The sequence below is a fragment of the Stenotrophomonas sp. AS012628 genome, from assembly GCF_010608305.1.
GTDB classification, from domain to species: domain Bacteria; phylum Pseudomonadota; class Gammaproteobacteria; order Xanthomonadales; family Xanthomonadaceae; genus Stenotrophomonas; species Stenotrophomonas geniculata.
This window is the reverse complement of record NZ_VMBJ01000010.1, coordinates 23,160-46,365: the sequence shown is the minus strand read 5'-3', so window position 1 is coordinate 46,365 and position 23,206 is coordinate 23,160. Positions and strand designations below refer to the sequence as shown.

Below are 23,206 nucleotides of genomic sequence, written 5' to 3'. Positions count from 1 at the left end.
AATTATACCGCAGACCATCTGATAGCCTTGCGCTGTGGTCGTTGTAGGGTGTCTTCGACAGCGCCCTAGGCGTGGGCGTGACTTTAGCTGAACGGCCGAGGTATGGAGACGAGATGAGTAAAGCTGAGGCGTTCGTTCAACGATTGAGCGAAAAAGAGGAACCCGGACGGCAGGATTATGAGGAGGCTCTCGGATGTTTAGATGAGGCCGTGTGCGAGGCGGTAGCCGTCGGACAGGCCCAAGCCGGGAGGATGGCAGGACCCTGCATGGGATACGCGACTTATGTCTTCGCCCGCATGTGTGACCACGGTACGGCCGCTGTACGTGCCGCACCGCTGTCCCGGTGGGTTGAAAGTGACCATGCTCAATGGGGATTTCATGCGATTGCATGCCATGCTCGTGCGATCTTGGAAGGAAACCTCTTCTTCCACTACCTCATATCGCCGACCAATGAAGATCTTGAAGAAGGCCGTGCGCGGATCACGCTGCTACAACTCAACGACTGCTGCAGTCGCGTCAAGATGTTCGCGGACGATCCGGAGCAACTGCAAGGGTTTGAGCGGCAGAGGGATGAACTAATCGCGCGCTTGAAAACCATTCCCTTCTTTCAACATCTGGCCCAACAAGTTCAGTCACAGTGTCTGTCTGGTAAGAAAGCTTGGTTCTTGGACCGGGCCCAGCTGGTGGAAATGGTTGGAATGAAGAAGGCGCAATTCGAAGTAATCTGGGATCTGTGGTCACAGCACTCCCACAAGCATCAGCGGAAGAGCTGGAGGCAGGCTGCGGGCGACACCTCCACCGAAGAGACGTTGCGGAAAAAGTTCGACAACCTGAACACCCAACACCTGGCGCGCCAGAAGATCGCGCGCAAGGACTTCTTCGCCACCGTGGAGGAGAATCCGCTCTTGGGCTGTTCTCGCTTCCGGGAAGGCTGTCGGGCAACAGGCAATAATCGTTAGGGGAAGTCGCCTTCAGCCGCTGCGGCACCTGCACCCGTCGCGAGCTCGGCTAGGTCGTCCGGAATGTATTTCGAGTGTGCACGTCTCAGATAAGCAAGCTCACTATCGGAGTCAGCCTGATAGTCAAGTTGCTGACTGAAAAAATGCAGCCGAGCCCGTGCGTCGGTCAGGATCTCGGACCATGTCTTGGCCCACACCGTGATGCTTGAATCGTCGCTCTGGAAGACGACACCCTCGGGCCGGTCCTTCTGTCTGCTTTCCAGTTTGGCGAAATCATCCATTTCGTTCGACACCACCATGAAGGTCCATTTCGTTCTCTTCTGATCGAAGCGGGAGTCCTTGGCTACGGCAAATGCGTAGCTCTTGATCTGGCCAAGAACTTCTGAGTTGATTTTCTGCTTTGGGCGCTTCAACTCAACTACCAGATACTCGTGGCTGCCTTGGGTAGGCTGGATAGAACGTGCCAGCATCAAGTCGATTCGCCCACCCTTGGCATCTTCACGCAGGACGGGATCGTCCGATTCGTCGGCGTCGTCCTCTCGCTTGCCGAGCTTGCCGATATGGATGGCAAGAGCGTCTTCCAGCGTCTTCTCGGATCCTGCGAGGTTGAAGTCCTCCTTGAAGATCCATGACTCCACTTCCAGCGCTTTGTGGAGCTGATCGCGTTCCAAGAGCCGTTTCTTGCTTTCCCTGTTGAAAAGAAGATCGCTAAGTGCTTCCACAAAGTTCAAGCGGTCCGCCACGATCCTGGCCGACGTGATGATCTTGGACAGGGTCGTCTTTTGAAGAAGGGTCGCCAAGTCATCCTGTTCCTCCTTCTTGAGATTGAGTACCTCGTCCATGATCGTTCGAACCGAATCCGGGTTCTCGCGAATGGCCTGTGCCAGCAGCCGGAACGTGAATTTCTTGGATTTGGAGGGGGCCTCATCGAAAGAGGGAAGGTGGTCCTCCACATTCACCGCGAGGATATCGAAGACCTGACGCTCGATCTGCTCGGAGGAGTTGACTTCGGCCTTGTCCTCGTAGGGGTAAATCTTCTCGTCTTTCCAGCGCTGGATCGTTTCACTGCGGTGTTGCAGAATGCGACGCCGGAAATGCTCGCGCACCTTGACTTTGACGGCGCCAAGGATGTCCGCCACGTCCTGGTTGAGATCGGACAGGACAAGGGCTCCTTCCTTGTCCAAGTCGCGGAAGTGGTCCGATTTCACGTACACCGTGAAGTTGTATCCAGGCGCCTTGATCTGGGGGCCGATCGTGACCTCATGGAGGGAAACGCCTGCCTTGTCGCAAAGCTCGAACACGCGGTCTGTCTGGACCGACCATTCGACGATCGTGATAGACACTGGAACCCGCTTTCCGCTTTGGAGTTCGACTTCGCCTAGGTGGAAGTCTTCCTTGTAGTTCTGGACGGAGGCCGGATCGATCTTTTCGCCGTTGTAGTACAACGTCAGGCCCGGGCTTTCCGTCAAGTAAGCGGCGAACTGCTTGGTGATCTCCAGTGCTGCCTTGTCGCTCGTCAGGGACGGGAAGTTGGAGTCAAGGTTCTCGATGACGACCTCGGTACCGAGGATCGTGGTGTCGGCGTCCGTTGGTTGCGAGGCGCTGAAGCCTGTCAGTCGGCTTGCGCGGCCAGTAATCGCGTAGGTCTTGAATGCCTTTCCATCGAGATAAGTGGTCCGCCACTCGACACTCTCACCTAGGGCAAAAGCACGGAAGCGACCCTTGCCGTTCTTGCCGTGGAGCGTCCGGCCCTTGTAGCGGTGAGATTTGGCCTTCCATGAGTCGCCCAAACCGCCGAACAACGCATCGACCTTGCTTCGGTCTATGCCGTCGCCGTCGTCTGCCACACGGATGGCATGGAGCCCATTGAGTTCATTCGGTTCCAGAATGACCTTGACGTGCTGGGCGCCTGCGTCAAATCCGTTCCAGATTAGCTCCGAGACTGCCGTGATCGGGCTGACGTTGGACGCCAGCGACTTCAAGAAGTCCGGCTTGGCCTCGATCTTGATATCCATGGATTGGTTGTCGGCCATACCGTAGAACGCTCCTCAAGTGGTAGTTCGCCGTCCTGGCCCGGACAAGCCGGCTGCGGGTATGGAGGAGGTGGCCATGGGACGGTGAACGGCTAGAGGATACCGGGGTTGTTCGGGCTATGCCCGCTCTGCGGACTCTGGGCCGGGGCCATCTCAAGGCCTGCGACCCCGGTTCGGCCTCATCGTTGACGGAGACCTCGGGGCATAATCCAGTTTTCAGGGGAGATCGGAGCGGGGAATGAAGTCGGAAACTTGGACGATCCAGCAGGTGTTCCAAGATCGGAAGCAGTACAAGGTGCCGTTCTACCAGCGGGCCTACGTCTGGACCTTGGATAAGCAATGGCCGTTGCTCTGGGAAGATATCAAGGACAAGGCTGAGGAGCGGCTGAGCAACACCCAGCCTGCGCCGCATTTTCTGGGCGCCATCGTGGTCGAGCCGCAGGATAAGGTGGGCCTGCGGGGCGTGGATACCCTCCACATCATCGATGGCCAGCAACGCCTGACTACGCTGCAGTACGTCCTGGCCGGCATCCGGCTGGCCACCCGCGAATTGAAGATCACGGACTACGACTCCTACTTGGTGGCCGTGCTGGACAACCCCAACCCCACCACCATGGCCAATGCCGATGTGGAGGTGTTCAAGGTTTGGCCAACGTTCTCCGACCAGAAGGCGTTTGTGTCGGCCATGACTGCCGACAAGCTCGCTACCTTGCAGGCGAGGTATCCCGCTCACTTCACCCAGGCTGGCACCTTCCGGCGTATCGGGATTGTCCACCCGCCCGCGCTCAATGCGATCTGGAACTTCGCCGAATGGGCCAAGGCTTGGATCGAGGCCAATGGCGGCGCGGACGCCGTCGAAGCCTTGGTCATGGCGGTGCTAACCGATCTGAAAGTGGTCCTGATTCAGCTGGAGAAGGGCGACGACGCCCAAGTCATCTTCGAGACCTTGAATGGGCGAGGGGCCGAACTCCATGCCACGGACCTGATCCGGAACCACCTGTTCATGACGGTGGACAGCAGCAAGGAAGATCCGGCGGCGCTGTATGAAGCGAAGTGGAAGCAGTTCGAGCAAGACATCTGGAAGGTCGCCGAACGGCGGGGGCGTATCATCAAGCCGCGCTTGGAATGGCTGATCTTCTCGACCATCCGCGCCCAGACCGGACAGGAGGGCGACCTGGCCCGCCTGTACGTCGATTTCAAGAACTTCGCCCAAGGGCTGTCCACCACCCAGCAGTTGGCCATGCTGGACACCTATGGCAAGCACTACCTGCAACTGATCCAAGGCAAGGGCGACTTGCCGGTGGCCCGGTTCGGGCGGCGGCTCCAGCCGTTCGACACCACGACCACCCACCCGTTGGCCCTGCGCATATCGACAGCCGACGTGCCCGACAGCGAAAAAACCGCGATGTTCAACAACATCGTGTCGTACATCGTTCGTCGTGCCGTCTGTGGCCTGACCCTCAAAAACTACAACAACTGGTTCATGTCGGTACTGCGTCAGTGGATCAAGGGCGAGCCTACGCGGGAAGCCTTGAAGGAGCTGCTGGCCTCATCACCGAACAGCCCGGCGGCGCGCTGGCCTGAGGATGACGAGTTTGTCCACGCCTTCCAGACTGCATCCACGTACCACGGCAATCTGGACGCGGGCCGGTGCCGAATGCTGCTCACGGAGCTGGAGGGCTGGCTGCGCCTGACCAAGCGTACGGAAGAGCCCTCCATCCCCGATTTGTCCAATTTGGACATTGACCACATCCTGCCCAGGTCGTGGTACGAGCATTGGACGTTGCCGGACGGCAGCAAGGCCACGTTTGCCGAGAGCCAGGCCGCCGAGCAGCTGGAACTGGTAGGAGCCGTCCTGTCGGATCACTACCAGGCTATCCGCCGCCGCGCCAAAGCCATTCCCACGTTGGGCAACCTGACGTTGCTCAACTTGTCGGTCAACCGCGAGGCGCAAAACAAAGACTTCGTCACCAAGAAGCAACTGCTGATCGCCAACACCGTGTTGAGCCTCAATGGCGAGTTGATGGCTTGCAAAACTTGGAATGAGGAGGTCATCTTCGCGCGCGCCAAACGATTGGCTGAGGCCGCAACGCAATTGTATCCACGCTAACAATGCTCTTCAAATTCGATAGGCGCTTCGCTTTTTTTCTATCCGGGGATTGCCTTCATAAAGTTCAGCGGAGCCTGCCGTGCGGTAAATTCCCTTCCATTGGTCTGTAGTTGAGATTGAACGAAATTTCAAATCCATACCACTCTATGAAGCCGGGTGGTTCTGGCTTCGCGCACGACGCAGCGCAGGTCGCGTCTTTGCAGGAGGAAATAAAGATGAAGAGCAAGGTCGAGCTGATCTACTGCGTGATGGTCGTGGCCACTGCTGTGCTGGCCGGTGTCATGAAGTGCACGGCAAGCGCGGCCTGCAGCAGATGTGCTGGCATGGTCGATCCCTACAGCTGATTCCAAACAATCTTTGGCATCTCGCGCAAGGCCCGGCATTGTCCGGGCCTTGCGCGTTTGTGCCGCCAACTAAAGAGGACACAACAATGCATTTGGTCGAAACGATGGCTTATGCCGGTGAGAAGCCTTGGCACGGCCTGGGCAACCGACTGGTGCCACGGCAATCCATCGAGGTTTGGAAGCGCTAGGCCGGCATGGACTGGAAGGTTCTGTCCGGACAGGTTATGGTTGAAGTTGGCGGACAAGTTATGGTTTCAGGAACACCAGATCAGTCCAAACAGTCCATAAAAGCGCTGGAAAATAAGGGTTGAGGTGCCGCCGCGGGGCTACCCCGATCCGCTTGCATCCGCCCAAGAAGTGAGTCAGCTTGCGAGTCAGGTGGCGGACAATTTTCGCCTGACTCACACACTCATTGACAGATTTGTGCGCTAAAGCCAACGGACGCAGCGTATCGAGTGGCCGATACGAACGGCTTGGTGATCGAGATTCGTCCTGCCGGCAGCAAGGCTTGGCGCTATCGCTTCGCTTCCTAGCCGCTGGCCTTCTTGATGTGCTCCACGAGCTCCATCCATGCCTGAGGCCCATCAAGAGCTGGCGCCACGATTCTGCAGGGTTGCTCGGCCATCACCTTCAGACCAGCTTCGCCATGAACTTCCATGTACTGCGTGGCGACTTGGAACAGTTGATCCAGGGGATCAGTTTGGCAAATCCAATCGGGCGAGACGGGTGTCCTCGACTCATGCTGGCCCAGTGGGGACAAGAAGAGCTTTGCGCCAGCGACGGTCAATGTGATTACTAGTCCAACTGCGCGATTGGACAGCATAATCAAGTCGCACGCCTCTGCACGGTAGAGCACATCCATGACATGCGCCGCAGGGTAGTTCCAGTGGTCCAAGACCTGGCGTATCAGAAGCTCACCGCCGGTCCTTGGAGCCAGTGATCCAAACGCAGTGGCGAGACAGGCCAGACCCTCTTCTTGACTGGGGCGGCGGCGGATTTTTAGGTTGCGTACTTCAGTCACATCCATATCCAGTTCAATAATCAGCGTGAGCATCGCTGAACGGTGTGATTGCTCGCAATCCACGATTCATTGGACGGCCGACCTCAGTGCTATCAGCATCAAGTCTGTCAGAACACCCTTCTCAGGCGAAATGCCAGAGAAGGGCAATAATCGCCCCAAGAACAACCAGAACGAAGCTGATACCTAGTAGTACCCAGAACAGCTGGAAGAGGAATTGCCCAGTTCTACCTATGAGATAGGTAGAGAGACAAATTGACAGCAAGACAGCTCCAAACCGAACAGCCTTGGGCAAACCTTCACCCAATCCGAGTCCGTACACCGTCAAAGCAACGATGAACACCGAGGCAAAGAAGCCAATGACGGCCCAGAGGGGGGAGAAATCAAACAGGCCAGGCTCTGCCGGCCGGGCAGGTTGGTCGGCCCACATTGCTTCTTCTGAGTCGTAGTAGGCGACCGAGCCGTCGGGCCGTCGCTTGGAGTACCGGGTTGCCATCGCTTCGTTCCCTGACTGTCATTGGCGTCACCGGAAAAGTTAACCGGGTCGCGAAGAATTTCCCAGCCTATGGAGCGGGGCTGGCCAGTGGACCTCAAGGTATCGACTAGGCGTAGCTCCATGGGGCCGAGTCCGGGAAATCGAGGTAGAACCCGAGACAGCGAATTCTGCTGAGGGGCGGCATATTTGACCGTCAGGATGTCTTTGCCTCTCCTGAAGAGGCTATGGAGGGAGTTTGCTGCCGAATGGGGGCAGATATGTTGCCTGGGGCATATTTGATGAGGATGGATTGATGGCCTTCATGGTCTTGAAGGCTCCGGAGGGGGGGCGAAACGCCGCTCAGGGACTCAAGTGGCATCCGCAGGTTCCGTCAACGAGAAAGCGCTGATGCAGCGGGAGATGCGGCCCTATTCTTCGCGTGGATTGCTATCGGATCTGCCCCGAAATCCGGATCATGGCGGTGATCGATCACTATTGCTTGGTAGGGACCAGAATGATCCACATGCCTGAAGACGCCTGGAAGAATGAGCGGGTGGTTCGTCGAATGATATCGATCGAGCTGCAGTTCTTCGCGTGGATGAAGCTGGTCGACGATCGTAAGATCGCGCGCTGCGTCGATCTCAGGCGCGGCGGCTACCAGCTATATATACGCCGCTCCACGTGCTTCACGCTTCCCGGGATCGGCAAGAACGTGACGACGTTGGACATTGCATCCGTATCGCTGACTCCAAGACTTCGTGGGAAGCGCTGGTTCAGTTGCTTTCTGGAACTGGTCGACCACCTGGTGCCGTGGGATGCCATCTACGTCGAGGCTGTGAGGAATCCACGCCTTGGCCCCTATCTTCTATCAGTTGGTTTCATTGAGTATGGAGACAACAACTACTACCGCCCTACACGCGCCTGGAGGGATAGACACGGATGGGATGAGAGGGCCCGGGCCGACGCAGCAGCGCTGGCGCTGGCATCAAGGCCTACCTTGCTTCTTGAGTCCTTGGACCTGCTTAAACTCGGACCCTTCAAATCAAACCCGGGCGATCCCAGATTTTGATGTTCCGAGCTCTTGCAGGAGCTGTCGGTGGGTACGGGGAGGGACGTGCCATCGGGTGTCCAATCCCCAAGCGAATGCGCCACGAACGCCACGTCGGGTGTTCGACGTGGCGCCAGCCCTTAGAGGCTTCTGCTGAAGCTGGCAAACAGCGTGGCGTCGCGAGCCAGCTTCTGCAGGGCTGTATTGCTGATACCAATGTTGCTCTGCAGGCCCCAGAGGGTCATGCGTGCACCTATGACTGCAGTACCGTAGCTCCTGTCGAACTGCAGTCCTGGCACCTTGTACATGCCAGCTTCGGGCATGGTCTGCAACCAAGCGCCGGCCTGCTTGCTGTCTTCGAACTCGTGGTCGTAGGTGACCTGTACGCAGGGCTTGACGTTATCTCCGTCAACCGCGCTTACCAACCCGACCAGCAACCGGTAACCGATATCACCGAGATCAAATCCCCGCAGGGCAAGCCGTATCTGTGCATCGTGCTGGATCTGAACGATCAGCGCATTGTGGGCTGGTCAATGGAGGCTCGGCAGGACCGCCAGAGGGTGATCCGGGCTGTACAGATGGCGGTGTGGCAGCGGCAAGGAAGCGATCATGTGATCCTGTATTCGGATCGTGGCAGTCAGTTCCGCAGCGGCTACTACCAGGAGCATCTCGCGGCTAGTGGGCTGATATGCTCAATGAGCGCTGCGGGGCATTGCGGCGACAACGCGGCCTGCGAAAGCTTTTTGGACTGCTGAAGCGCGAGCGGATCTATCGAATGAGCTACCCCACTCTGGATGCAGCAAGAGCGGATGTGTCTGACTACATCGAGCGACGCCATAACCCCAGGATGCGGCGAAGGGTCGCCAGGCAGGATCATAAGGTTGCAGCTATTTTAGAACCGTCTGTGATATCGGGAGAGAACCCAATCCCTGCGCCTTTGATTTAACGCCTCAGGGCTTTAGGCAGATGGTGATGATGATTGCTAGAAAAAGCAGAGGTCTTTCTGAACGCGTCTAAGAGGGCCAGCTTTTTGCTGGGGCCCTCCCGCTGTCTCTATATCGGTTTTCATGCTCTGACGTGAATTGGAACTCTTCAATTGCAAATGCTACCGGTTCGCTGGCGCTGGCCCCTTTTGACCCGGTGGGGCAGGCCCGTGAGATGCACGGATTAGTGGTTTTGAGGTTTTTTCGGCATCTTGATCAGCCAAGCTTGACACCCAGCCCGCCGCAGTAGACCTTTCTCCGCATGACTATCGATATCGAATCGCTCAGCCTTCGGGAGCTGGGCGCACTGGTGGCTGCGGCCGAACAGCGCAAAGCGCTCATCACCACCCGCCGCCCGGCCGCGGCCGTGCGCCGCCTGCTGAAGGCCGCTGCCGCCGAAGCTGGTTACACCATCGAAGAGCTCTTCGGCGATGAAGCCGCAGAAACCGCCGCACCTGCGCGCAAGTCCGCCCGCCGTAAAACCGGCAAGGTCGCGGCCAAATACCGCGATCCGGAATACAAGCGCCTGACCTGGACCGGCCGTGGCCGCATGCCGCGCTGGCTGGCCGCCAAGGTATCGATGGGCCACAAGGTCACCGATTTCCTGATTCCTGGCCTGGCCAGGCCGACAGCGGGCAAGACCAGCAGCATCGGCAAGCGCACCGTCATCAAGAAAGCCTGAGGCCTTCGTCCCATTCCCGCCCATGGGGTGAGGCTGCCTTCGCAATCCGCATCTGAATCGATCTAATATGCTCCCATCCATCCAGCACGGGAGCGCACGGCATGGCGTTGAGCAAGTGGATGATGGCCGCGTGCTTGGCAGCGCCGCTGGCAACGGGCGCGCACGCCGCGCCGCCGGCCACCTCGGGTAATCCGATCCTGCAGGGGTGGTATGCCGACCCGGAAGCGGCGGTATTTGCAGGCCGCTACTGGATATTTCCAACCACCTCGGCGGACTACGATGCGCAGATTACGTTCGATGCCTTCTCGTCGCCTGATCTGGTGCATTGGACAAAGCATGCCGACGTCCTGAACGCCAGGAACGTGCCCTGGGCGAAGCGCGCGATGTGGGCGCCGTCCGTCGTGGAAAACAACGGCAAGTACTACTTCTTCTTCGCCGCCAACGACATCAAGACCGATAGCGAGCTGGGTGGCATCGGCGTGGCGGTGGCCGACCGCCCGGAAGGGCCCTACAAAGACCTGCTGGGCAAGCCGCTGGTCGGCGCTTTTCATAATGGTGCGCAGCCCATCGATCAGTTCGTCTTCAAGGATGACGATGGCGCCTGGTACATGATCTACGGCGGTTGGAAGCACGCCAACATCGTGCGCCTGAAGGATGATTTCACCGGTGTGCTGCCGCTGACCGATGGTTCGCTGTTCAAGGAGATCACCCCGGCGCCGGAATACGTGGAGGGCCCGCTGATGTTCAGGCGCGGAGGCCGCTACTACTTCATGTGGTCCGAAGGCGGTTGGGGTGGCCCGGATTACTCGGTGGCCTACGCCATCGCCGATACACCCACCGGGCCCTTCAAGCGCATCGGCAAGGTGCTGCAGCAGGACGAGGCCATCGCCACCAGTGCCGGCCACAACTCGGTGATCAAGGTGCCAAATAGCGACCGCTGGTACATCGTCTACCATCGCCGGCCGCTGGGTGACACCACGCGCGACCATCGGCAGACCGCCATAGAACGCCTGGAATTCGATGCGCAGGGGAACATCCTGCCGGTGAAGATCACCCGCGAGGGTGTGGCCGCCGATCCGCTGCGCTGAACCGTACGAGGGCCAACCGCGCTACCCTGCGCGGGTCCTTACCGCAGAGAGCCACAGCATGGCACATAACGGCAGCACGGCGATCGCGCCGAGGGTCCTGTACGTCGCGGGGGCGGCAGCGGTGCTGATCAGCCTGTTGGCCTGGTCGGTGGAATGGAGTGGGCTGGCCTATGTCTGCCCTTACTGCCGCGTGCAGCGCACCGTCATCGGCGTGCTGGGTCTACTGATGATGTCTGCACGGCCGGGTGGCATCGTCGTGCCGTGGCTTTCGAACGCGATGGGTGGTTTCGCGTTCGTGGTCGCGGCGATGCAGCACTTCAACGGCTGGAAGCGAATCTCCGCCGGCGAATTCAGCTTCAATGCCCAGTGGTACATCGACCCATGGCTGCTGTCCGGCTGCGCGATGCTGATCCTGGTGGCACAGCTGATGCTGGTGCAGGCGGCCTGCCGGCGCCCGGTGCACGCCGCTCTGGAGGCCGCATGATGCGCCCTGCCTGCGCGCTGGTCCTGCTGATTGCATTCCACAGCATTCCGGCGCGTGCGGCCGAAGATGCCGGAGCGCCCAAGCGGCCTTCGGTGGAAACCCTGCAGCGCCTGATCGTTGACAAGGCTCCGCAGACGCGGATCGGGACGCCCCACAGCGAGCGCATCACCGCGCGTCGCATCGATATCGTCGATGACCAGGGCGTGATCCGCATGACGCTGTCCGGGAAGACGCCGGCGCCGATCATCGATGGCATCCAGTACAAGCGCGCCTTCAACGTGGCCGGCATGGTGCTGTACGACGACAAGGGCAGCGAGCGCGGTGGTTTCGGCACCGCTGATGTCGACGGCGGCATGGCGGTGCTGGCGCTGGATCATCCGGCGATGGATGCGATCGGATGGCGGGTGTCTCCCGATGGCCAAGTGAGCTTCTCGATCAACCAGGCACCGAAGCTGATACGCGAACCCGCGCTCGGGAATGCGTTGATTCCCGGTGTGCAGGCGCCGACCCGCATCGGCCTGGTGGTCGGCGCCGATGGAACGCCGGCCATTGCACTGAATGACAAGGCGGATCGGCCGCGACTGCGGTTGACCGTCACGCCGGAGGGCTACGGGGCAATCGAGTTCCTCGATGCGCAGGGCAAGGTGGTCCACACGCTGGCGCCGGAGGCGGAGCTCCGTCGCTAGCGTGGCGAGCCTGCTGGCCCGTACCTATGCGCCGCGTCCCCGGCCGTCGATGCTGTAGCGCCCGGCTCCAGTGCAGGCCAGCAACAGGAAGCCACCGGCCAGGCCCAGATTCTTCAGGAACATGATCTGCTGGGTCTGGTCGCCGAAGTTGTGGTGGAAGATGAAGGCGGTGACCAGGCTGAAGCCCACCAGGACGATCGATACCAGCCGGGTCTGGAAGCCGAGCAGGATGCACAGGCCGCTGCCGATCTCGAAGGCGATGGTCGGCCACAGCAGGATGCCGGGCACTCCCATTGCTTCCATGTAGCCCTGGGTACCACTGAGGTCGCCAAGCTTGCCCAGGCCGGAGACCAGGAACAGTGCCATCAGCAGGATGCGCGCAAGCAGGAAAGCGAGCGAGTGCGAGGAAGTGCTCACAGTGAAGTCCTTGAGGGTGTCCGACTCCCGCGATCGGAGCCCACAGGCAGTGAAGCCCGTGTATACACGACACGGCTGCCTTCCGGTTTCCCGCGCGGCCGGGGACCTTCGAATGCCGAAGGAGGCTGCCTCAGTCATCCTTTGGTGATGGCGCGTCTGTGCTTTGCCGGAACACCTGCAGCTGCGCGGCAAACGCACGCTGGTAGGCGGGGCGTTGCGTTGCACGGCCCACATAGGCAGCCACCTTCGGGTATTCGTCGAGGAGGCCGCTGCTCTTCAGGCGCAGCAGCACCGAGACCATCATCAGGTCGCCCACGCTGAAGTCGCCATCCAGCCACGCCACCGTGCCCAACCACGCAGACAGCTGCGAGAGACGCATCCGCACGCGCTCGTCCAGCATCACCAGCCGCTGTGAATACCAAGGTAGTTCGCGTTCCAGCACCCAGGCCATCGAGCGTTCGACGATGGGCGGTTCCACCGTGTTCAACGCAGCGAAAACCCACATGATCGCGCGCATGCGTGCGTCCGGATCAGCGGGGAGCAGGCCGGCATGCTGTTCGGCCAGGTGCAGGACGATTGCGCCGGATTCGAACAGGACCTGGTCGCCGTCCTGCCAGGTGGGGATCTGCCCGAAGGGGTTGCGCGCCAGGTGGACGGGCTGCTTCAGCTCGGCAAAGCTGAGCAGCTGCACGTCATAGGGCACGGCCAGTTCCTCCAGCGCCCAGCGTACGCGCATGTCACGGGCCAGGCCCTGGCCGCGGTCGGGAGAGGTGGCGAAGGCGGTGAGGATCGGGCACATCGGGGCACTCCTGCAGGCTGAAAGACCCGCCTTTCCTTCTCCGACGAACGATGGGGCGGGAAATCGACAACCTTCCCGGGGCGCCGGGCGATACACTGCCCGCCACCCATCAATCCTGTGCCTCCTCATGTGGCAGCGCCGCACCTCCCTGGCCGAACTGCAGCGGCAACGCGATGTGCTGCAGGCTGAGATGGATGCGGATGCCCAGCGACGGGTCTCACGGCTTCCGCCGGATGATCTCGTGGCAGCGCTGATGCCGCAGGCGCACCGGCTCCAGGAGCTCAATCAGCTGATCCTGCGGGCTACACCGCCGCGTGAACTGATGAAGCGCCTGAAGGCGCTTGAGCGACAGCTGCTCGAACCCGGTGCACAGAGCGCAGGCGTGCGGAAGGAGCTGGAAGATGAACTGCGCGATCTGCACCTGTACTTCAGCAATCCGCGCCGTCGCCCCTTGACGGCGAAGGTCCTGCTGATCCTGTTGGCCAGCGTTCTGGCCGCCTTGTTCCTGCCGGGGCTGCTTGTGGACCTGCTGGTCGCTCTCTAGGCCGCGCTCACCCCGCCCGATGCAGCTTCCTGTACTGATCCGGCGTGCACTGCGCGTGCCGCTTGAACATCTCGGCGAAGGCGCTGACGCCGGAATAGCCCAGCTCTTCGGCGATCCGGCTGATCGGCCGGCGTGTACACAGCGCCTCAGTGGCGCGCACGAACTTCACCCGCCCACGCCAGTCGCCCAGCGACATGCCCAGTTCGCTGCGTGCCAGGCGCTCCAGCTTGCGCACGCTCATGTGGTGCCGCCGCGCGATCTCGGCAACCGATTCGGCCGCCGACAGGTGTTTCTCCATGTACGCCATCACCTGCTTCAAGGCATCGCTGCTGGCGATCGGCAGGAAACTGGGCAGCACAGCGGCATTGACGATCTGGTCGATCACCACGGCGGCCATGCGCCGCTGGACCGGTGTCTGCGGATCGGTCACGCCCTGTCGTGCCAGTTCATGCAGCAGTTCGCGCAGCAGCGGGCTGACTTCCAGCGCACTGCAACGCGTGGGCAGCCGGCGTGAAAGTGTCGCCGACAGATAGGCCGAGCGGTAGGCCAGCTGCGAGCGGTTGCGCGAATAGTGCGCCATTCCTGGTGGAATCCAGATCGCGTAGTGCGGCGGCGACACCATCCACTCGCCGTCGATCTTCATCTCCATCACCCCCTGCGCGACGAAGTTGAACTGACCCCACGGATGGCTGTGCGTGCCCCAGTCCGTGGGCTCCATCGCGCCCTGCCGGAAGTAGATCGGGCCGGGCAGCTGGCGGAAGGTGGGGATCGGCTCCATCGATTGCCGCAAGCCGGGGTCGGGGTGGCGCATTTTCGGGATGTCCTCGATATACGCCAAGCGTACGCTGGCCATTCCCCCACGTACACCTGCACGCGTGAACTATCTCTTCCCGATCCTCGCCTGCCTGCTGTGGGGCGCGAACACCATCGTGACCAAGCTTGCTTCGGGCTCGGTCGGTCCCATCGATATCGGCTTCTTCCGTTGGCTGGTCGCGGCGGTGGTCCTGCTGCCATTCGCGCTGCCGCGGCTGCGCGGCAATCTGCCGACCGTGCGCGCCAACCTCGGGCGCTTCCTGGTGCTGGGCTGCCTGGGTGGGGTGATGTACCAGTGCCTGGCCTACTATGCGGCGCACTTCACCTCGGCCACCAACATGGGGGTGATCCAGGCGCTGATTCCGTTGATCGCGCTGGCGTTGTCACGCGTGTTCATGGGCCATCCGGTGCGTGGTGCTTCCATTCTTGGCGCGGTGATCTCCACCGCCGGCGTGGTGGCGGTGGTATCGCAGGGCGACCTGGCAGGGTTGGCGGCGCAGGGCCTGAACCGCGGAGACGCGATCATGCTGATCGGCGCATTGGCCTTCGCCGCCTACAACGTGCTGATGCAGCGCTGGAAGATTCCGCTGTCGGTGCTGGAGTCGCTGTTCCTGCAGGCCACGGCGGCCTCGCTGATCCTGCTGCCACTGCAGTTGCTGGTCGGTACCGGGGTGAGCAATCTGACCGCCGTTGGTTGCATCGGCTTCGCGGCGGTCTGTGCCTCGATCCTGGCGCCGCTGACCTGGATGACCGGACTTTCACGCCTGGGCGCTGCGCGCGTCTCTGGCTTCTTCAACCTGGTGCCGATCGTGACCGCCGCGCTGGCCGTGCTGCTGCTGGGCGAATCGCTCAGTGGCTGGGTACTGGGCGGTGGCCTGCTGGCGGTGTCCGGCGTGGTATTGGCCGAGTACAGCGCCAGGCGCGCTGCTGCGGTGCCGAGCGAGCAGCCCGCATAGGGCTTCGGTCATGCGGGGTATGTGGCCCCGCTCAGCGCCTGTTCCACCCGTTGTTCCAGCGCCTCTGCATCATGGCCGCGTTTGCCCTGCAGGCTGAGATACAGCGAAAGCGGGTCAACCACATCGCCGATGCTGGTGAATGCCGGCGGATAGGCCCAGATCTGCAACCGTGCGCTCTGGGCGCAGTCCGGGCCGGGCATGGGAAGTGTACCCAGCAACCGCCACGCATCGATGTGCAGCGCGCGGGTGCCGCCGATCGCGGGCGGTGACGTGTCAGCAAGCGCATCGAGGCCCGCCGTCGGCGCCGGGTGCCCGGCATCGCGGAGCGCCTCGGCGGTCGGGCCCCAGTAGACATCCACTTCCTTCAGGATGGGGGAACGCAGGAACGGCTGCGCCCTGGCCCAGACCTCGTCGCGGTTGCCGGCCAGCTTCAGGAAGCGCTCGCGGCCACCGGTGGAGCGTTCAACCAGGCCGCGACCAACCAGTTCGGCCGACAGGCGCGACGCCGTCATCGAGGTGTAGCCGGCGGCAGCACTGATCTCGCGCGGCGACCACCAGCGCGACTGGCCGCTCAGCAGCACGTGGATCAGCACGGCCTGCGCCGAAGGCAGCAGCGAGATGGCCTTCTTCTCATGATCAGGGGCGTCGCGGAACTCAATGGCCAGGCTGGGCGCGAACAACTGGGTGTGCGGGACGACGAAGTCGATGTGGTTCTCGACAAGGAAGCGGCGCTGGGTCGGCGTGAGATAGGGAGAGACGTACAGCACCAGTGCATTCGCAGCAGAGCGCAGGCAGCGTACATCCTGGATCACACGGGTGCTGGATTCGCCGGGCTCGCGGGCCACGGCGAGCATGGCGGGGGTTTCCCCGTACAGCATCAGTCCGGCGAGGTGGTAGCGCGATGCCATTGCGTGGGGAATGGCGTGCAATGAAGCAAGTGGATGCACTGCCGAGGCCAGCCCGGGGAGAATCCTGCGCAGGTACCGCTGCGCGTCAGCGACCAGGTCGGTCAGGCCGGTGCGAACTGCCGTCGTCATCTCGTACTTCCCTTGCGGCGGCACGTCCGGAGGGTCGGAACCCGGCCACATCGCCACATTCAGTGGTGAACCTGGAGACGGGTGTGCAGCGTCGGGGCGCGTGGCGATCCATGCGGTCCTGCTCCTTAGCCGTCATGACATCAAGTGTTGCCGGGAACCTTGGAGATTCCGTCGAAAAACGATGGAGATTGGGTGGATGTGGTGTGCATCGTGGCCGGCGGACTCCCCTTCCGCCGGCCACGAGCACGGACATGCCCGTCAGAAGCGCTGCGAGTACTTCACGTACACGGTGCGGCCGATATCGAAGCCGCCGTAGTAGGGGAAGGAGCTGGACGGCTTGGAGAACATGATCGGGCCCTGGTGGTTGAACACGTTGTTCGAACCCAGCGCCACGGTACCGTCCCACGGCAGCTTGTAGCTGACCTGGATGTCATGGAAGGCATTGGAGCCCACCTTGCGCAACGCATCCGGTTCTCCGTAGGCGTAGCGATCGGGCAGCGAGCACGGACGGTTCGGCACGCAGCTTTCGGCCATGCCGGAGTAGTAGCGCACCGTGTACTGCGTGCTGAAGTTGCCAAGCTGCCAGTTCACACCCAGGTTCGAGCGCAGGCGGAAGATGCCCGGCCGACCGATCCGGCCCATCATGATGGTGTCGCCGGCCGAGTTCTGGTTCTCCTCGTCGTACTTGGAGACATAGCTGTTCTGCAGGTCGATGGTGAAGCGGCCGAACGAGAACTCGGGCAGGCGGTAGTGGATGCCCAGGTCCCAGCCTTCGGTTTCCATCGAGCCCAGGTTGGCCAGGCCGTAGAACATGCTGGTGATGTGGCCATCGCCAGCGCGCCTGATGCTGCCACAGCGCGAGGAATTGCCCAGCACGTAGCAGTCACGCAGGATGCGGTCGACGCTGTCCTCGATGATCATGTTGGTGATCTTGTAGCTGTACCAGTCGAGGTTGATGTCCAGGCCATCGACCCAGCGCGGGCTCCAGACCACGCCCACGGTCTTGCTCTTGGACTCCTCCGGTCGCAGCTTCGCGTTGGAGCCGGTGGTGAATTCGTCGGGCGTGGCACACGGATAGCTGGCACAGGGCTTCAGGCTCTGGTTCAGCTGCTGGTAGCCCAGCGGGACGCCGGCAGCGTTGCAGGCAGCGTTGCCGTTGACGCTGTTGGTGGCGCCGGTGCCGCAGGGATCGACATAGGTTTCGAAGCTGGTCCCCATTCCACCATACAGGTCGGAGATGCTCGGGGCGCGGAAGCCTTCGGCGAAAGTGCCGCGGATCATCAATTCCTCGATCGGGCGCCAGGCGAAGCTGGCCTTGGAATTGGTGGTGTTGCCGAAATTGCTGTAGTCGGAATAGCGCGTGGCCAGGTTCACGGTCAGTTCCTTGGCGAACGGCAGGTCACGCAGCACCGGCACGTTCACTTCGGCGAAGAACTCATTGAGACTGTACTCACCCGAGGTGGTGGATGCGCCCAGTGCCGTGCTCTGGCGCGACTGGGCAAAGGCGTCGGGCACGAAGCGGCCTTCTTCCTTGCGGTACTGGTAACCCAGAGCGACGGACAGGTCACCGGCAGGCAGTTCGATCACTGGCCCGGAGATATTGGCGAAATAGCTGCGGGTCTTGGTGATGCCGGTATCGTTGAACGTCGGGAACAAGAAGCGCTGCAGTTCGGGATCGGAGAGAGAGCCAGCCCCCGCGACACCGTATGGCAGCAAAGGATTCCAGGCCAGGCAGCCCGTGACCGGCGATGCCGCCGTGCCACACCGGGCCACACCGTTGGCATCGAGGTAGGAGGGCCCCAATGCCTGCCGGGAAGCGATCAGGCTCATGTCGCCACGGCCTGTTTTTGTGACTTCATTGCGGTTGAACAGCGCACCGACTTCCCAGTCGTACGTCTTGGCGCCCAGTTCGAAGTAGCCGGACAGGCTTGGTGCAATGCGCAGCGACTTCAGCTTGCTTTCGGTCGTGCGCGGCACTTCCCACAGGCGGCGATTGAACGCGATGCCGTGGTCGAGCGGATTGAATACGCTGGCTGCGTCCAGGGGCGTGCCGAACTTGGTCGACTGGTACGGGTAGCCCGCGATCTGCTGGTCGGTGGTGCGCTCGTTGTAGCCGATGTCGGCGGCGAACTTGATCTGGTCGCTCAGCGCGTAGTCCGTGCTGAGGAACAGCGAGCGACGCTCGATGCCGGTCTGCAGGTGCATCTGGTCGTTGCCGTTGGCGAACTCGGCCGGCGTGATCGGGTGGTAGTCGTTCGGATTCTTCGGGTCGCCGCCACGGTTGAGCGTCTTGAACACCGCGTCACCGGTGTTGCACTTGTAGAGCGCCGGGTCGCACCACGAACCGTTCTGGCTGATGTTGCTCCAGTCCGCGCCCGGGTAATTGGGGCCGGCGCCGCCGTACCGGGAGAACTCGCGGTCGCGGGCAAATACCGGATCCGACTTCTGGTATTCCAGTGCGAGGGTGTATCCGCCACGTTCTCCACGGGCGCCGGTCACCAGCGAGAACGTGCTGTCCTTGCCATCGCCCTGGCTGAACTGCCCGTGCTGCATGGACACTTCCAGCCCTTCGTAGTTCTTGCGGGTGATGATGTTGACCACGCCAGCGATCGCATCCGAACCGTACAGCGAGGAGGCGCCGTCCTTCAGGACATCGATGCGTTCCACCGCGCTCATCGGAATCTGGCTGAGATCCTGCAGGCCGCTGGTGGTCGCACCGAGGCGCTTGCCATTGACCAGCACCAGCGTGCGCGTGGCGCCCAGATTACGGATGTCGACGTAGTAGCCGCCGACATTTTCACCGGACGACAATGCGCGTGCGCGGGAGATCGCCGGCGCGCCCGTGGACGTCAGGTTCTGCAGCAGGTCGGCGATCGTGGTGAAGCCCTGCTGCTCGATCATCGTGCGGGTGATGGCGATGATCGGCTGCTGCGTTTCGATATCCACGCTGCGGATGGCAGAGCCGGTAACCTGGATGCGATCGAGGTTCTTCGGCGTCTTGTCGCCGTCATCCTGCGCATGCGCGGCCGGTGACCAGGCGGCGGCCAGGGCCGTGCCCACTGCCAGGGAAAGCAGGGTGTACTTGTAATGCATTTGGCTCTCTCCAAATCCAGTTGAATGGGTTTCCGCATAGCTGCGTGGAAACCGATCTGAAACTCCGCTGTGCGGAATCGGAAGGAACCTAACATTCCGTTTACAACTCGATTACGTTATGGACGCGTTATCGTCGCGCGCTGGATACAGCGTTCATGCACAAGCCATGCACGAAACCGCGACGCGCACCGGGGGTGCCCTGCTTCAGTCTGGCTGCGGGCCGATGACAGACTCCAGGAGACATCCGATGAATACCCCCGGTAAACCAAAACCCACGTGGAAGCAGTGGCATGTGCTGTTGCTGGTGCTTGCCATCGCACTGCTGGTGGCGCTGATCATCGTCATCGCGCCCTGGTGAATCGTGGGCGTTCTGCTCAGATGCCGTGAACGCGGAAATGCGATGGGATGAAGGAGTCAGGACGCGTTGAGGGTGGTGATGCATGCATCAATTCGTACTCACCCAACCGGCACATTCAAACCTCCACAGTGATCCCGAAGGCAACGCACTCGCGCTGTCATTCTCCATAGACCATCGAGCACACAGGAGCGATTCCATGAGCACCCAGTCCACCATCGAACATCGCCTCAACGACCTGATCGAGATTGCCCGGGACGGAAAGTCGTTCTACGAAGAAGCTGCGACCAAGGTGAAGGATGCCGAACTGTCGGCCCTGTTCACCCGCATTGCCGGCGTCAAGGGCCGCATCGTCGCCGCGTTGAGCAGTTCGGTCGCCGCCAGCGGCGGCAAGCCCGCCGAGCACGGCACCATGGTCGGGTCGATGCAGCAGTTCTACGGCAAGGTGCGCGCTGCATTCGGCGACACCAACTATGGTTACGTGGCCGAGCTGGAAGAGTCGGAAGACCGGCTGCTTGGCGCGTTCAAGGACGTGCTGAAGGACAACGAACTGCCGCCGGCCGTGCGCCAGGAAGTCACCCAGCTGCTGCCCGAAGTGCAGGAATGCCACAACGTGATGCGGGCGCGCAAGCACGCCATGAAGGCGGCCTGACGATCATCGGCGGCCTTCTCCCCGGGGCCGCCACGGTCGGGGCAGCGTGGCTGCCCCGGCCAACTTCGTAATCCGCGCTCCAGCGTCATCGCTGTGCGGGACTACGGCCCAGCAGCAACACCGCAAGGCTGGCCAGCAGCGCGGCAATGGCCGACGTCCGCAGTGCACTGGCAAATCCGTGGCTGTAGATCGCCTGTGCGAAGGCCATGTTGCGCGCACCGGTGAAGGTGCCGGTAGCGATCGCATCGGCCATCGACAGTACCTCGCGCGCGGGAACCACAGCCGACAGTGCGTTGCGGATGCCCAGGCTCAAGGCGCTGGACAGCACGGTGAATCCGAGCAGGATGCCGACAAAGCGCGTGGTCGCGCTGATGCCGGAGGCCATGCCGGCCCGCTCGCGCGGTGCCGCGCCGATGATGGCTTTGGATGTCTCGCCATTGAGGATGCCGCCGCCGGCACCGATCACCACCATTGCGACGAATGCCAGCCAGGGCAGATGCTGCCACGCGGCCAGTCCGGCCACGGCATTGCCCGCGGCAGTGATCGACAGCCCGATCGCCAGCACCGCCGGACTGTTCAGATGGCGACCGAGCCGGCGGCCCACGCTGGGAAACAGCAGCATCGCCGCAGCGAACGGGAGCATGCCGGCACCCGCAGCCAGTACGCCCAGGCCGATGCCGTTCTGCAGGTACTGCGGCAGCATCGACGCCATCACCTGTGCGCTGACCGAATAGCCGACCATGGCAATGAGTGCGCCGACGAAACGTGGACTGGCCAGCAGCCCGAGATCGACCATGGGATGTGACCGTGCCCGCTCAACGATGACGAAGGCGGCGGCCATGATGATGGCCAGGCCCAGCCCGCTCAGCGCCGGCGCCGATGACCATCCTTTTGCCAGTCCTTCGACCAGGAAGAACACGATGCCGAAGATGGCAACGCTGAAGGTGATGATGCCGGGCGGGTCGAGCGGGCGGACCGCGCTGTCGGACGACTCGGGTATCCAGCGCAGCGTGCCGTAGCCGAGCAGGCCCAGGAACGGCAGGATCGCAATGAACACCGCGCGCCAGCCCCAGAGCGCGGACAGCAGGCCGCCGATCAGTGGCGAGAGCACCATCATCACGCCCATGGCTGTGCCCCAGAACGCCCATGCAGTGTCTTTGGCGGCCCCCTGGTGGTAGGTGTGGCCGATGATCGACAGCGAGGGCGCCAGCAGGAAAGCAGCACCGATGCCCTGCAGTGCCCGCGCCAGGTAGAGCAGGGTGGCACCGGGCGCCAGTGCACAGAGCAGAGAAGTGAGGGCGAACAGGCTGATGCCGATCAGCAGCACCCGGCGGCGGCCGTAGCGGTCGGCGACAGCACCGGCGGGCAGCAGCAGTGAGGTGAAGGACAGGATGTAGGCACTGATCACCCACTCGATATCGGCGAATCCGGCGTGCAGGTCGCGCGCGATGCTGGGCAGTGCGACCGCCACGGCATTGGTCTCCAGCACGGTCATCGTGCAGCCCAGCGAGGCCACCAGCAGGATCGCGTCAGGCAGCGTGTGCCGTGCAGGCGAAGAGGGAGGGGAGGGCGGCACCGGTCACTCGCACGAAGAGAGGACCGCCATTCCAGCAATGATCGGTGTTTGTTTCATTCTCGGTGTTTTCTGGTTACGTTAGCTTGAACCTAACGAAATGCCGCCCATGGAACGCCGTCACCTGGAGTACTTCGTCACCTTGGCCGAGGAACTGCACTTCGGTCGCGCGGCCCTGCGGCTGGGGATCGCCACTCCCACGCTGAGCGTGCAGATCCAGGACATCGAGCGTCGCCTCGGCACGCGCCTGTTCGACCGCGGCCGGCGCGAAGTGCTGCTGACCTCCGCAGGCGAGGTGTTCCTGGCGGAAGCCCGCGATGTGCTGCGCCGGTTCGAACAGGCCGAAACCCTGGGTCGGCGCGCCGGGCGGGGTGAGATCGGCAAGATCGAGATCGGCTACGTCGGCTCGGCGCTGTATGCCGGTGCGTTGCAGGATCAGCTCAGCCGGTTCCGCAGCCGCTACCCGGGCGTGGAACTGCAGGTAAGCGAATGGCCGATGGGCGAGCTCCCGCAGCTGCTGCAGGAAGGCCGGGTGGATGTGGTGTTCTGCCGGCCTCCGATGGATGTACCCGACAGTTTCGGCGAACACACCCTGGTCGAAGACCAGTTCTGCGTGGCCCTGCCGGAAACCCATCCGCTGACGCAGGCCCGCGCGCCGGTACAGCCGGCGTCATTGGCCCGGGAAAGCTTCGTCATGCCGGAGCAGCCGGTGGGCGCAATGGAAGTCGGGCGCCGCGGCGGGTTCATTCCACGTATCCGTTCCCAGCCCGGGCATCTGGCGGCGGTGTTGGCCGAGGTGTCGGTCGGCGTTGGTTCGGTGGCGATCGTGCCATCGGTACTGCAACGCACGCTGGTGCTGCCCGGAATGATCTATCTGCCACTGGCCGGCCCCACCATCGTCTCGACCATCGCTGTGCAGTACCGGCGGGCGGAGTCCTCGCCTGTGGTGCGACGGCTGATCGAGCAGGTGAAGGAGACGCCGTGCCGGCGCATCGACATGTTGCCCCTGGCCTGAGCGCCGCGCGGCAGGTGGACGATTGCTACACTTGCGCCACCT

21 protein-coding genes and 2 pseudogenes are annotated in these 23,206 nt (G+C 62.0%); 13 read left to right on the top strand and 10 right to left on the bottom strand.

Going from position 1 to position 23,206, the window contains the following annotated elements:
• Nucleotides 1-113: 113 nt before the first annotated feature.
• On the top strand, nucleotides 114-959 hold the full coding sequence (locus G5A07_RS06965) for a hypothetical protein (RefSeq protein WP_191863084.1): 846 nt from the start codon (nucleotides 114-116) through the stop codon (nucleotides 957-959).
• On the opposite strand, the gene G5A07_RS06960 is transcribed toward G5A07_RS06965, so the two are convergent.
• The gene (locus G5A07_RS06960; protein ID WP_191863083.1) at nucleotides 956-2,974 is read right to left on the bottom strand and encodes an ATP-binding protein; all 2,019 of its coding nucleotides are present in this window, start codon (nucleotides 2,972-2,974) and stop codon (nucleotides 956-958) included. The two genes, G5A07_RS06965 and G5A07_RS06960, sit on opposite strands and share 4 nt — an antisense overlap.
• 256 nt (nucleotides 2,975-3,230) lie before the next feature.
• Here G5A07_RS06960 and G5A07_RS06955 point away from each other — a divergent pair, with 256 nt between their 5' ends.
• Both G5A07_RS06955 and G5A07_RS22465 read left to right on the top strand, forming a co-directional pair.
• Nucleotides 3,231-5,102: a DUF262 domain-containing protein gene (locus G5A07_RS06955; RefSeq protein ID WP_191863082.1), complete on the top strand. Its 1,872-nt coding sequence runs from the start codon at nucleotides 3,231-3,233 to the stop codon at nucleotides 5,100-5,102.
• Between the two features lie 215 nt (nucleotides 5,103-5,317).
• Nucleotides 5,318-5,446, top strand: a complete 129-nt coding sequence (locus G5A07_RS22465; protein WP_262405861.1) for a hypothetical protein — start codon at nucleotides 5,318-5,320, stop codon at nucleotides 5,444-5,446.
• Nucleotides 5,447-5,975: 529 nt separating this feature from the next.
• On the opposite strand, the gene G5A07_RS06950 is transcribed toward G5A07_RS22465, so the two are convergent.
• Together G5A07_RS06950 and G5A07_RS06945 are read right to left on the bottom strand one after the other, a co-directional pair.
• A complete protein-coding gene (locus G5A07_RS06950) occupies nucleotides 5,976-6,500 on the bottom strand; it encodes a hypothetical protein (RefSeq protein WP_191863081.1) in 525 nt (174 codons plus the stop codon).
• Nucleotides 6,501-6,588: 88 nt separating this feature from the next.
• Nucleotides 6,589-6,960: a hypothetical protein gene (locus tag G5A07_RS06945; RefSeq protein WP_191863080.1), complete on the bottom strand. Its 372-nt coding sequence runs from the start codon at nucleotides 6,958-6,960 to the stop codon at nucleotides 6,589-6,591.
• Between the two features lie 502 nt (nucleotides 6,961-7,462).
• On the opposite strand from G5A07_RS06945, the gene G5A07_RS06940 reads away from it, so the two are divergent.
• Nucleotides 7,463-8,008: a hypothetical protein gene (locus tag G5A07_RS06940; RefSeq protein ID WP_191863079.1), complete on the top strand. Its 546-nt coding sequence runs from the start codon at nucleotides 7,463-7,465 to the stop codon at nucleotides 8,006-8,008.
• Between the two features lie 119 nt (nucleotides 8,009-8,127).
• Here the strand turns inward: G5A07_RS06940 and G5A07_RS22460 are convergent.
• Nucleotides 8,128-8,400: pseudogene (locus G5A07_RS22460) on the bottom strand (autotransporter domain-containing esterase); the annotation flags it as partial.
• A gap of 3 nt (nucleotides 8,401-8,403) precedes the next feature.
• On the opposite strand from G5A07_RS22460, the pseudogene G5A07_RS06935 reads away from it, so the two are divergent.
• The 5 genes and pseudogenes from G5A07_RS06935 to G5A07_RS06915 form a co-directional block, all read left to right on the top strand.
• Nucleotides 8,404-8,933 (top strand): annotated as a pseudogene (locus G5A07_RS06935) (DDE-type integrase/transposase/recombinase); the annotation flags it as partial.
• A 299-nt stretch (nucleotides 8,934-9,232) separates the two neighbouring features.
• Nucleotides 9,233-9,652, top strand: coding sequence for an H-NS histone family protein (locus G5A07_RS06930; protein ID WP_043397532.1), 420 nt, complete (start codon nucleotides 9,233-9,235; stop codon nucleotides 9,650-9,652).
• 101 nt (nucleotides 9,653-9,753) lie between these two features.
• Nucleotides 9,754-10,740 (top strand): glycoside hydrolase family 43 protein, encoded by a 987-nt coding sequence (locus G5A07_RS06925; protein ID WP_191863078.1) that lies wholly within the window; start codon nucleotides 9,754-9,756, stop codon nucleotides 10,738-10,740.
• A 58-nt stretch (nucleotides 10,741-10,798) separates the two neighbouring features.
• A complete protein-coding gene (locus G5A07_RS06920) occupies nucleotides 10,799-11,224 on the top strand; it encodes a hypothetical protein (protein ID WP_010481243.1) in 426 nt (141 codons plus the stop codon).
• Nucleotides 11,224-11,910, top strand: a complete 687-nt coding sequence (locus G5A07_RS06915) for a hypothetical protein (RefSeq protein ID WP_191863077.1) — start codon at nucleotides 11,224-11,226, stop codon at nucleotides 11,908-11,910. The genes G5A07_RS06920 and G5A07_RS06915 overlap by 1 nt, the downstream gene beginning before the upstream one ends.
• Nucleotides 11,911-11,934: 24 nt before the next feature.
• Here G5A07_RS06915 and G5A07_RS06910 read toward each other — a convergent pair whose 3' ends face one another.
• Entirely contained in the window at nucleotides 11,935-12,327 is a 393-nt protein-coding gene (locus G5A07_RS06910) for a DoxX family protein (protein WP_019336340.1), read from the bottom strand.
• Between the two features lie 130 nt (nucleotides 12,328-12,457).
• Complete coding sequence (locus G5A07_RS06905; RefSeq protein ID WP_049413077.1) at nucleotides 12,458-13,126, bottom strand: glutathione S-transferase family protein; 669 nt, start codon at nucleotides 13,124-13,126, stop codon at nucleotides 12,458-12,460.
• A 241-nt stretch (nucleotides 13,127-13,367) separates the two neighbouring features.
• Here G5A07_RS06905 and G5A07_RS06900 point away from each other — a divergent pair, with 241 nt between their 5' ends.
• On the top strand, nucleotides 13,368-13,670 hold the full coding sequence (locus tag G5A07_RS06900; protein WP_235650902.1) for a hypothetical protein: 303 nt from the start codon (nucleotides 13,368-13,370) through the stop codon (nucleotides 13,668-13,670).
• Nucleotides 13,671-13,677: 7 nt separating this feature from the next.
• Here G5A07_RS06900 and G5A07_RS06895 read toward each other — a convergent pair whose 3' ends face one another.
• Nucleotides 13,678-14,481: a helix-turn-helix transcriptional regulator gene (locus G5A07_RS06895; RefSeq protein ID WP_191863076.1), complete on the bottom strand. Its 804-nt coding sequence runs from the start codon at nucleotides 14,479-14,481 to the stop codon at nucleotides 13,678-13,680.
• A gap of 7 nt (nucleotides 14,482-14,488) precedes the next feature.
• Between G5A07_RS06895 and G5A07_RS06890 the strand changes: the two genes are divergently transcribed.
• On the top strand, nucleotides 14,489-15,439 hold the full coding sequence (locus tag G5A07_RS06890) for a DMT family transporter (protein WP_191863075.1): 951 nt from the start codon (nucleotides 14,489-14,491) through the stop codon (nucleotides 15,437-15,439).
• A gap of 8 nt (nucleotides 15,440-15,447) precedes the next feature.
• Here the strand turns inward: G5A07_RS06890 and G5A07_RS06885 are convergent, their stop codons facing one another.
• Both G5A07_RS06885 and G5A07_RS06880 read right to left on the bottom strand, forming a co-directional pair.
• Nucleotides 15,448-16,476, bottom strand: coding sequence for a hypothetical protein (locus G5A07_RS06885; protein ID WP_191863074.1), 1,029 nt, complete (start codon nucleotides 16,474-16,476; stop codon nucleotides 15,448-15,450).
• A gap of 258 nt (nucleotides 16,477-16,734) precedes the next feature.
• Nucleotides 16,735-19,569, bottom strand: a complete 2,835-nt coding sequence (locus G5A07_RS06880) for a TonB-dependent receptor (RefSeq protein WP_191863073.1) — start codon at nucleotides 19,567-19,569, stop codon at nucleotides 16,735-16,737.
• A 554-nt stretch (nucleotides 19,570-20,123) separates the two neighbouring features.
• Between G5A07_RS06880 and G5A07_RS06875 the strand changes: the two genes are divergently transcribed.
• Nucleotides 20,124-20,576, top strand: a complete 453-nt coding sequence (locus G5A07_RS06875; protein WP_010481259.1) for a PA2169 family four-helix-bundle protein — start codon at nucleotides 20,124-20,126, stop codon at nucleotides 20,574-20,576.
• Nucleotides 20,577-20,661: 85 nt separating this feature from the next.
• Here G5A07_RS06875 and G5A07_RS06870 read toward each other — a convergent pair whose 3' ends face one another.
• On the bottom strand, nucleotides 20,662-22,152 hold the full coding sequence (locus G5A07_RS06870) for an MFS transporter (RefSeq protein ID WP_262405859.1): 1,491 nt from the start codon (nucleotides 22,150-22,152) through the stop codon (nucleotides 20,662-20,664).
• A gap of 106 nt (nucleotides 22,153-22,258) precedes the next feature.
• Here G5A07_RS06870 and G5A07_RS06865 point away from each other — a divergent pair, with 106 nt between their 5' ends.
• Nucleotides 22,259-23,164, top strand: coding sequence for a LysR substrate-binding domain-containing protein (locus G5A07_RS06865; protein WP_191863072.1), 906 nt, complete (start codon nucleotides 22,259-22,261; stop codon nucleotides 23,162-23,164).
• The last annotated feature ends 42 nt before the right edge of the window (nucleotides 23,165-23,206 follow it).

What these genes read in the sequence shown, in the direction of transcription:
- G5A07_RS06965 (WP_191863084.1), top strand. Translation starts at nt 114, where the DNA reads ATGAGTAAAGCTGAGGCGTTCGTTCAACGATTGAGCGAAAAAGAGGAA.
- G5A07_RS06960 (WP_191863083.1), bottom strand. Translation starts at nt 2,974, where the DNA reads ATGGATATCAAGATCGAGGCCAAGCCGGACTTCTTGAAGTCGCTGGCG.
- G5A07_RS06955 (WP_191863082.1), top strand. Translation starts at nt 3,231, where the DNA reads ATGAAGTCGGAAACTTGGACGATCCAGCAGGTGTTCCAAGATCGGAAG.
- G5A07_RS22465 (WP_262405861.1), top strand. Translation starts at nt 5,318, where the DNA reads ATGAAGAGCAAGGTCGAGCTGATCTACTGCGTGATGGTCGTGGCCACT.
- G5A07_RS06950 (WP_191863081.1), bottom strand. Translation starts at nt 6,500, where the DNA reads ATGCTCACGCTGATTATTGAACTGGATATGGATGTGACTGAAGTACGC.
- G5A07_RS06945 (WP_191863080.1), bottom strand. Translation starts at nt 6,960, where the DNA reads ATGGCAACCCGGTACTCCAAGCGACGGCCCGACGGCTCGGTCGCCTAC.
- G5A07_RS06940 (WP_191863079.1), top strand. Translation starts at nt 7,463, where the DNA reads ATGCCTGAAGACGCCTGGAAGAATGAGCGGGTGGTTCGTCGAATGATA.
- G5A07_RS06930 (WP_043397532.1), top strand. Translation starts at nt 9,233, where the DNA reads ATGACTATCGATATCGAATCGCTCAGCCTTCGGGAGCTGGGCGCACTG.
- G5A07_RS06925 (WP_191863078.1), top strand. Translation starts at nt 9,754, where the DNA reads ATGGCGTTGAGCAAGTGGATGATGGCCGCGTGCTTGGCAGCGCCGCTG.
- G5A07_RS06920 (WP_010481243.1), top strand. Translation starts at nt 10,799, where the DNA reads ATGGCACATAACGGCAGCACGGCGATCGCGCCGAGGGTCCTGTACGTC.
- G5A07_RS06915 (WP_191863077.1), top strand. Translation starts at nt 11,224, where the DNA reads ATGCGCCCTGCCTGCGCGCTGGTCCTGCTGATTGCATTCCACAGCATT.
- G5A07_RS06905 (WP_049413077.1), bottom strand. Translation starts at nt 13,126, where the DNA reads ATGTGCCCGATCCTCACCGCCTTCGCCACCTCTCCCGACCGCGGCCAG.
- G5A07_RS06895 (WP_191863076.1), bottom strand. Translation starts at nt 14,481, where the DNA reads ATGCGCCACCCCGACCCCGGCTTGCGGCAATCGATGGAGCCGATCCCC.
- G5A07_RS06890 (WP_191863075.1), top strand. Translation starts at nt 14,489, where the DNA reads ATGTCCTCGATATACGCCAAGCGTACGCTGGCCATTCCCCCACGTACA.
- G5A07_RS06885 (WP_191863074.1), bottom strand. Translation starts at nt 16,476, where the DNA reads ATGACGACGGCAGTTCGCACCGGCCTGACCGACCTGGTCGCTGACGCG.
- G5A07_RS06880 (WP_191863073.1), bottom strand. Translation starts at nt 19,569, where the DNA reads ATGCATTACAAGTACACCCTGCTTTCCCTGGCAGTGGGCACGGCCCTG.
- G5A07_RS06875 (WP_010481259.1), top strand. Translation starts at nt 20,124, where the DNA reads ATGAGCACCCAGTCCACCATCGAACATCGCCTCAACGACCTGATCGAG.
- G5A07_RS06865 (WP_191863072.1), top strand. Translation starts at nt 22,259, where the DNA reads ATGGAACGCCGTCACCTGGAGTACTTCGTCACCTTGGCCGAGGAACTG.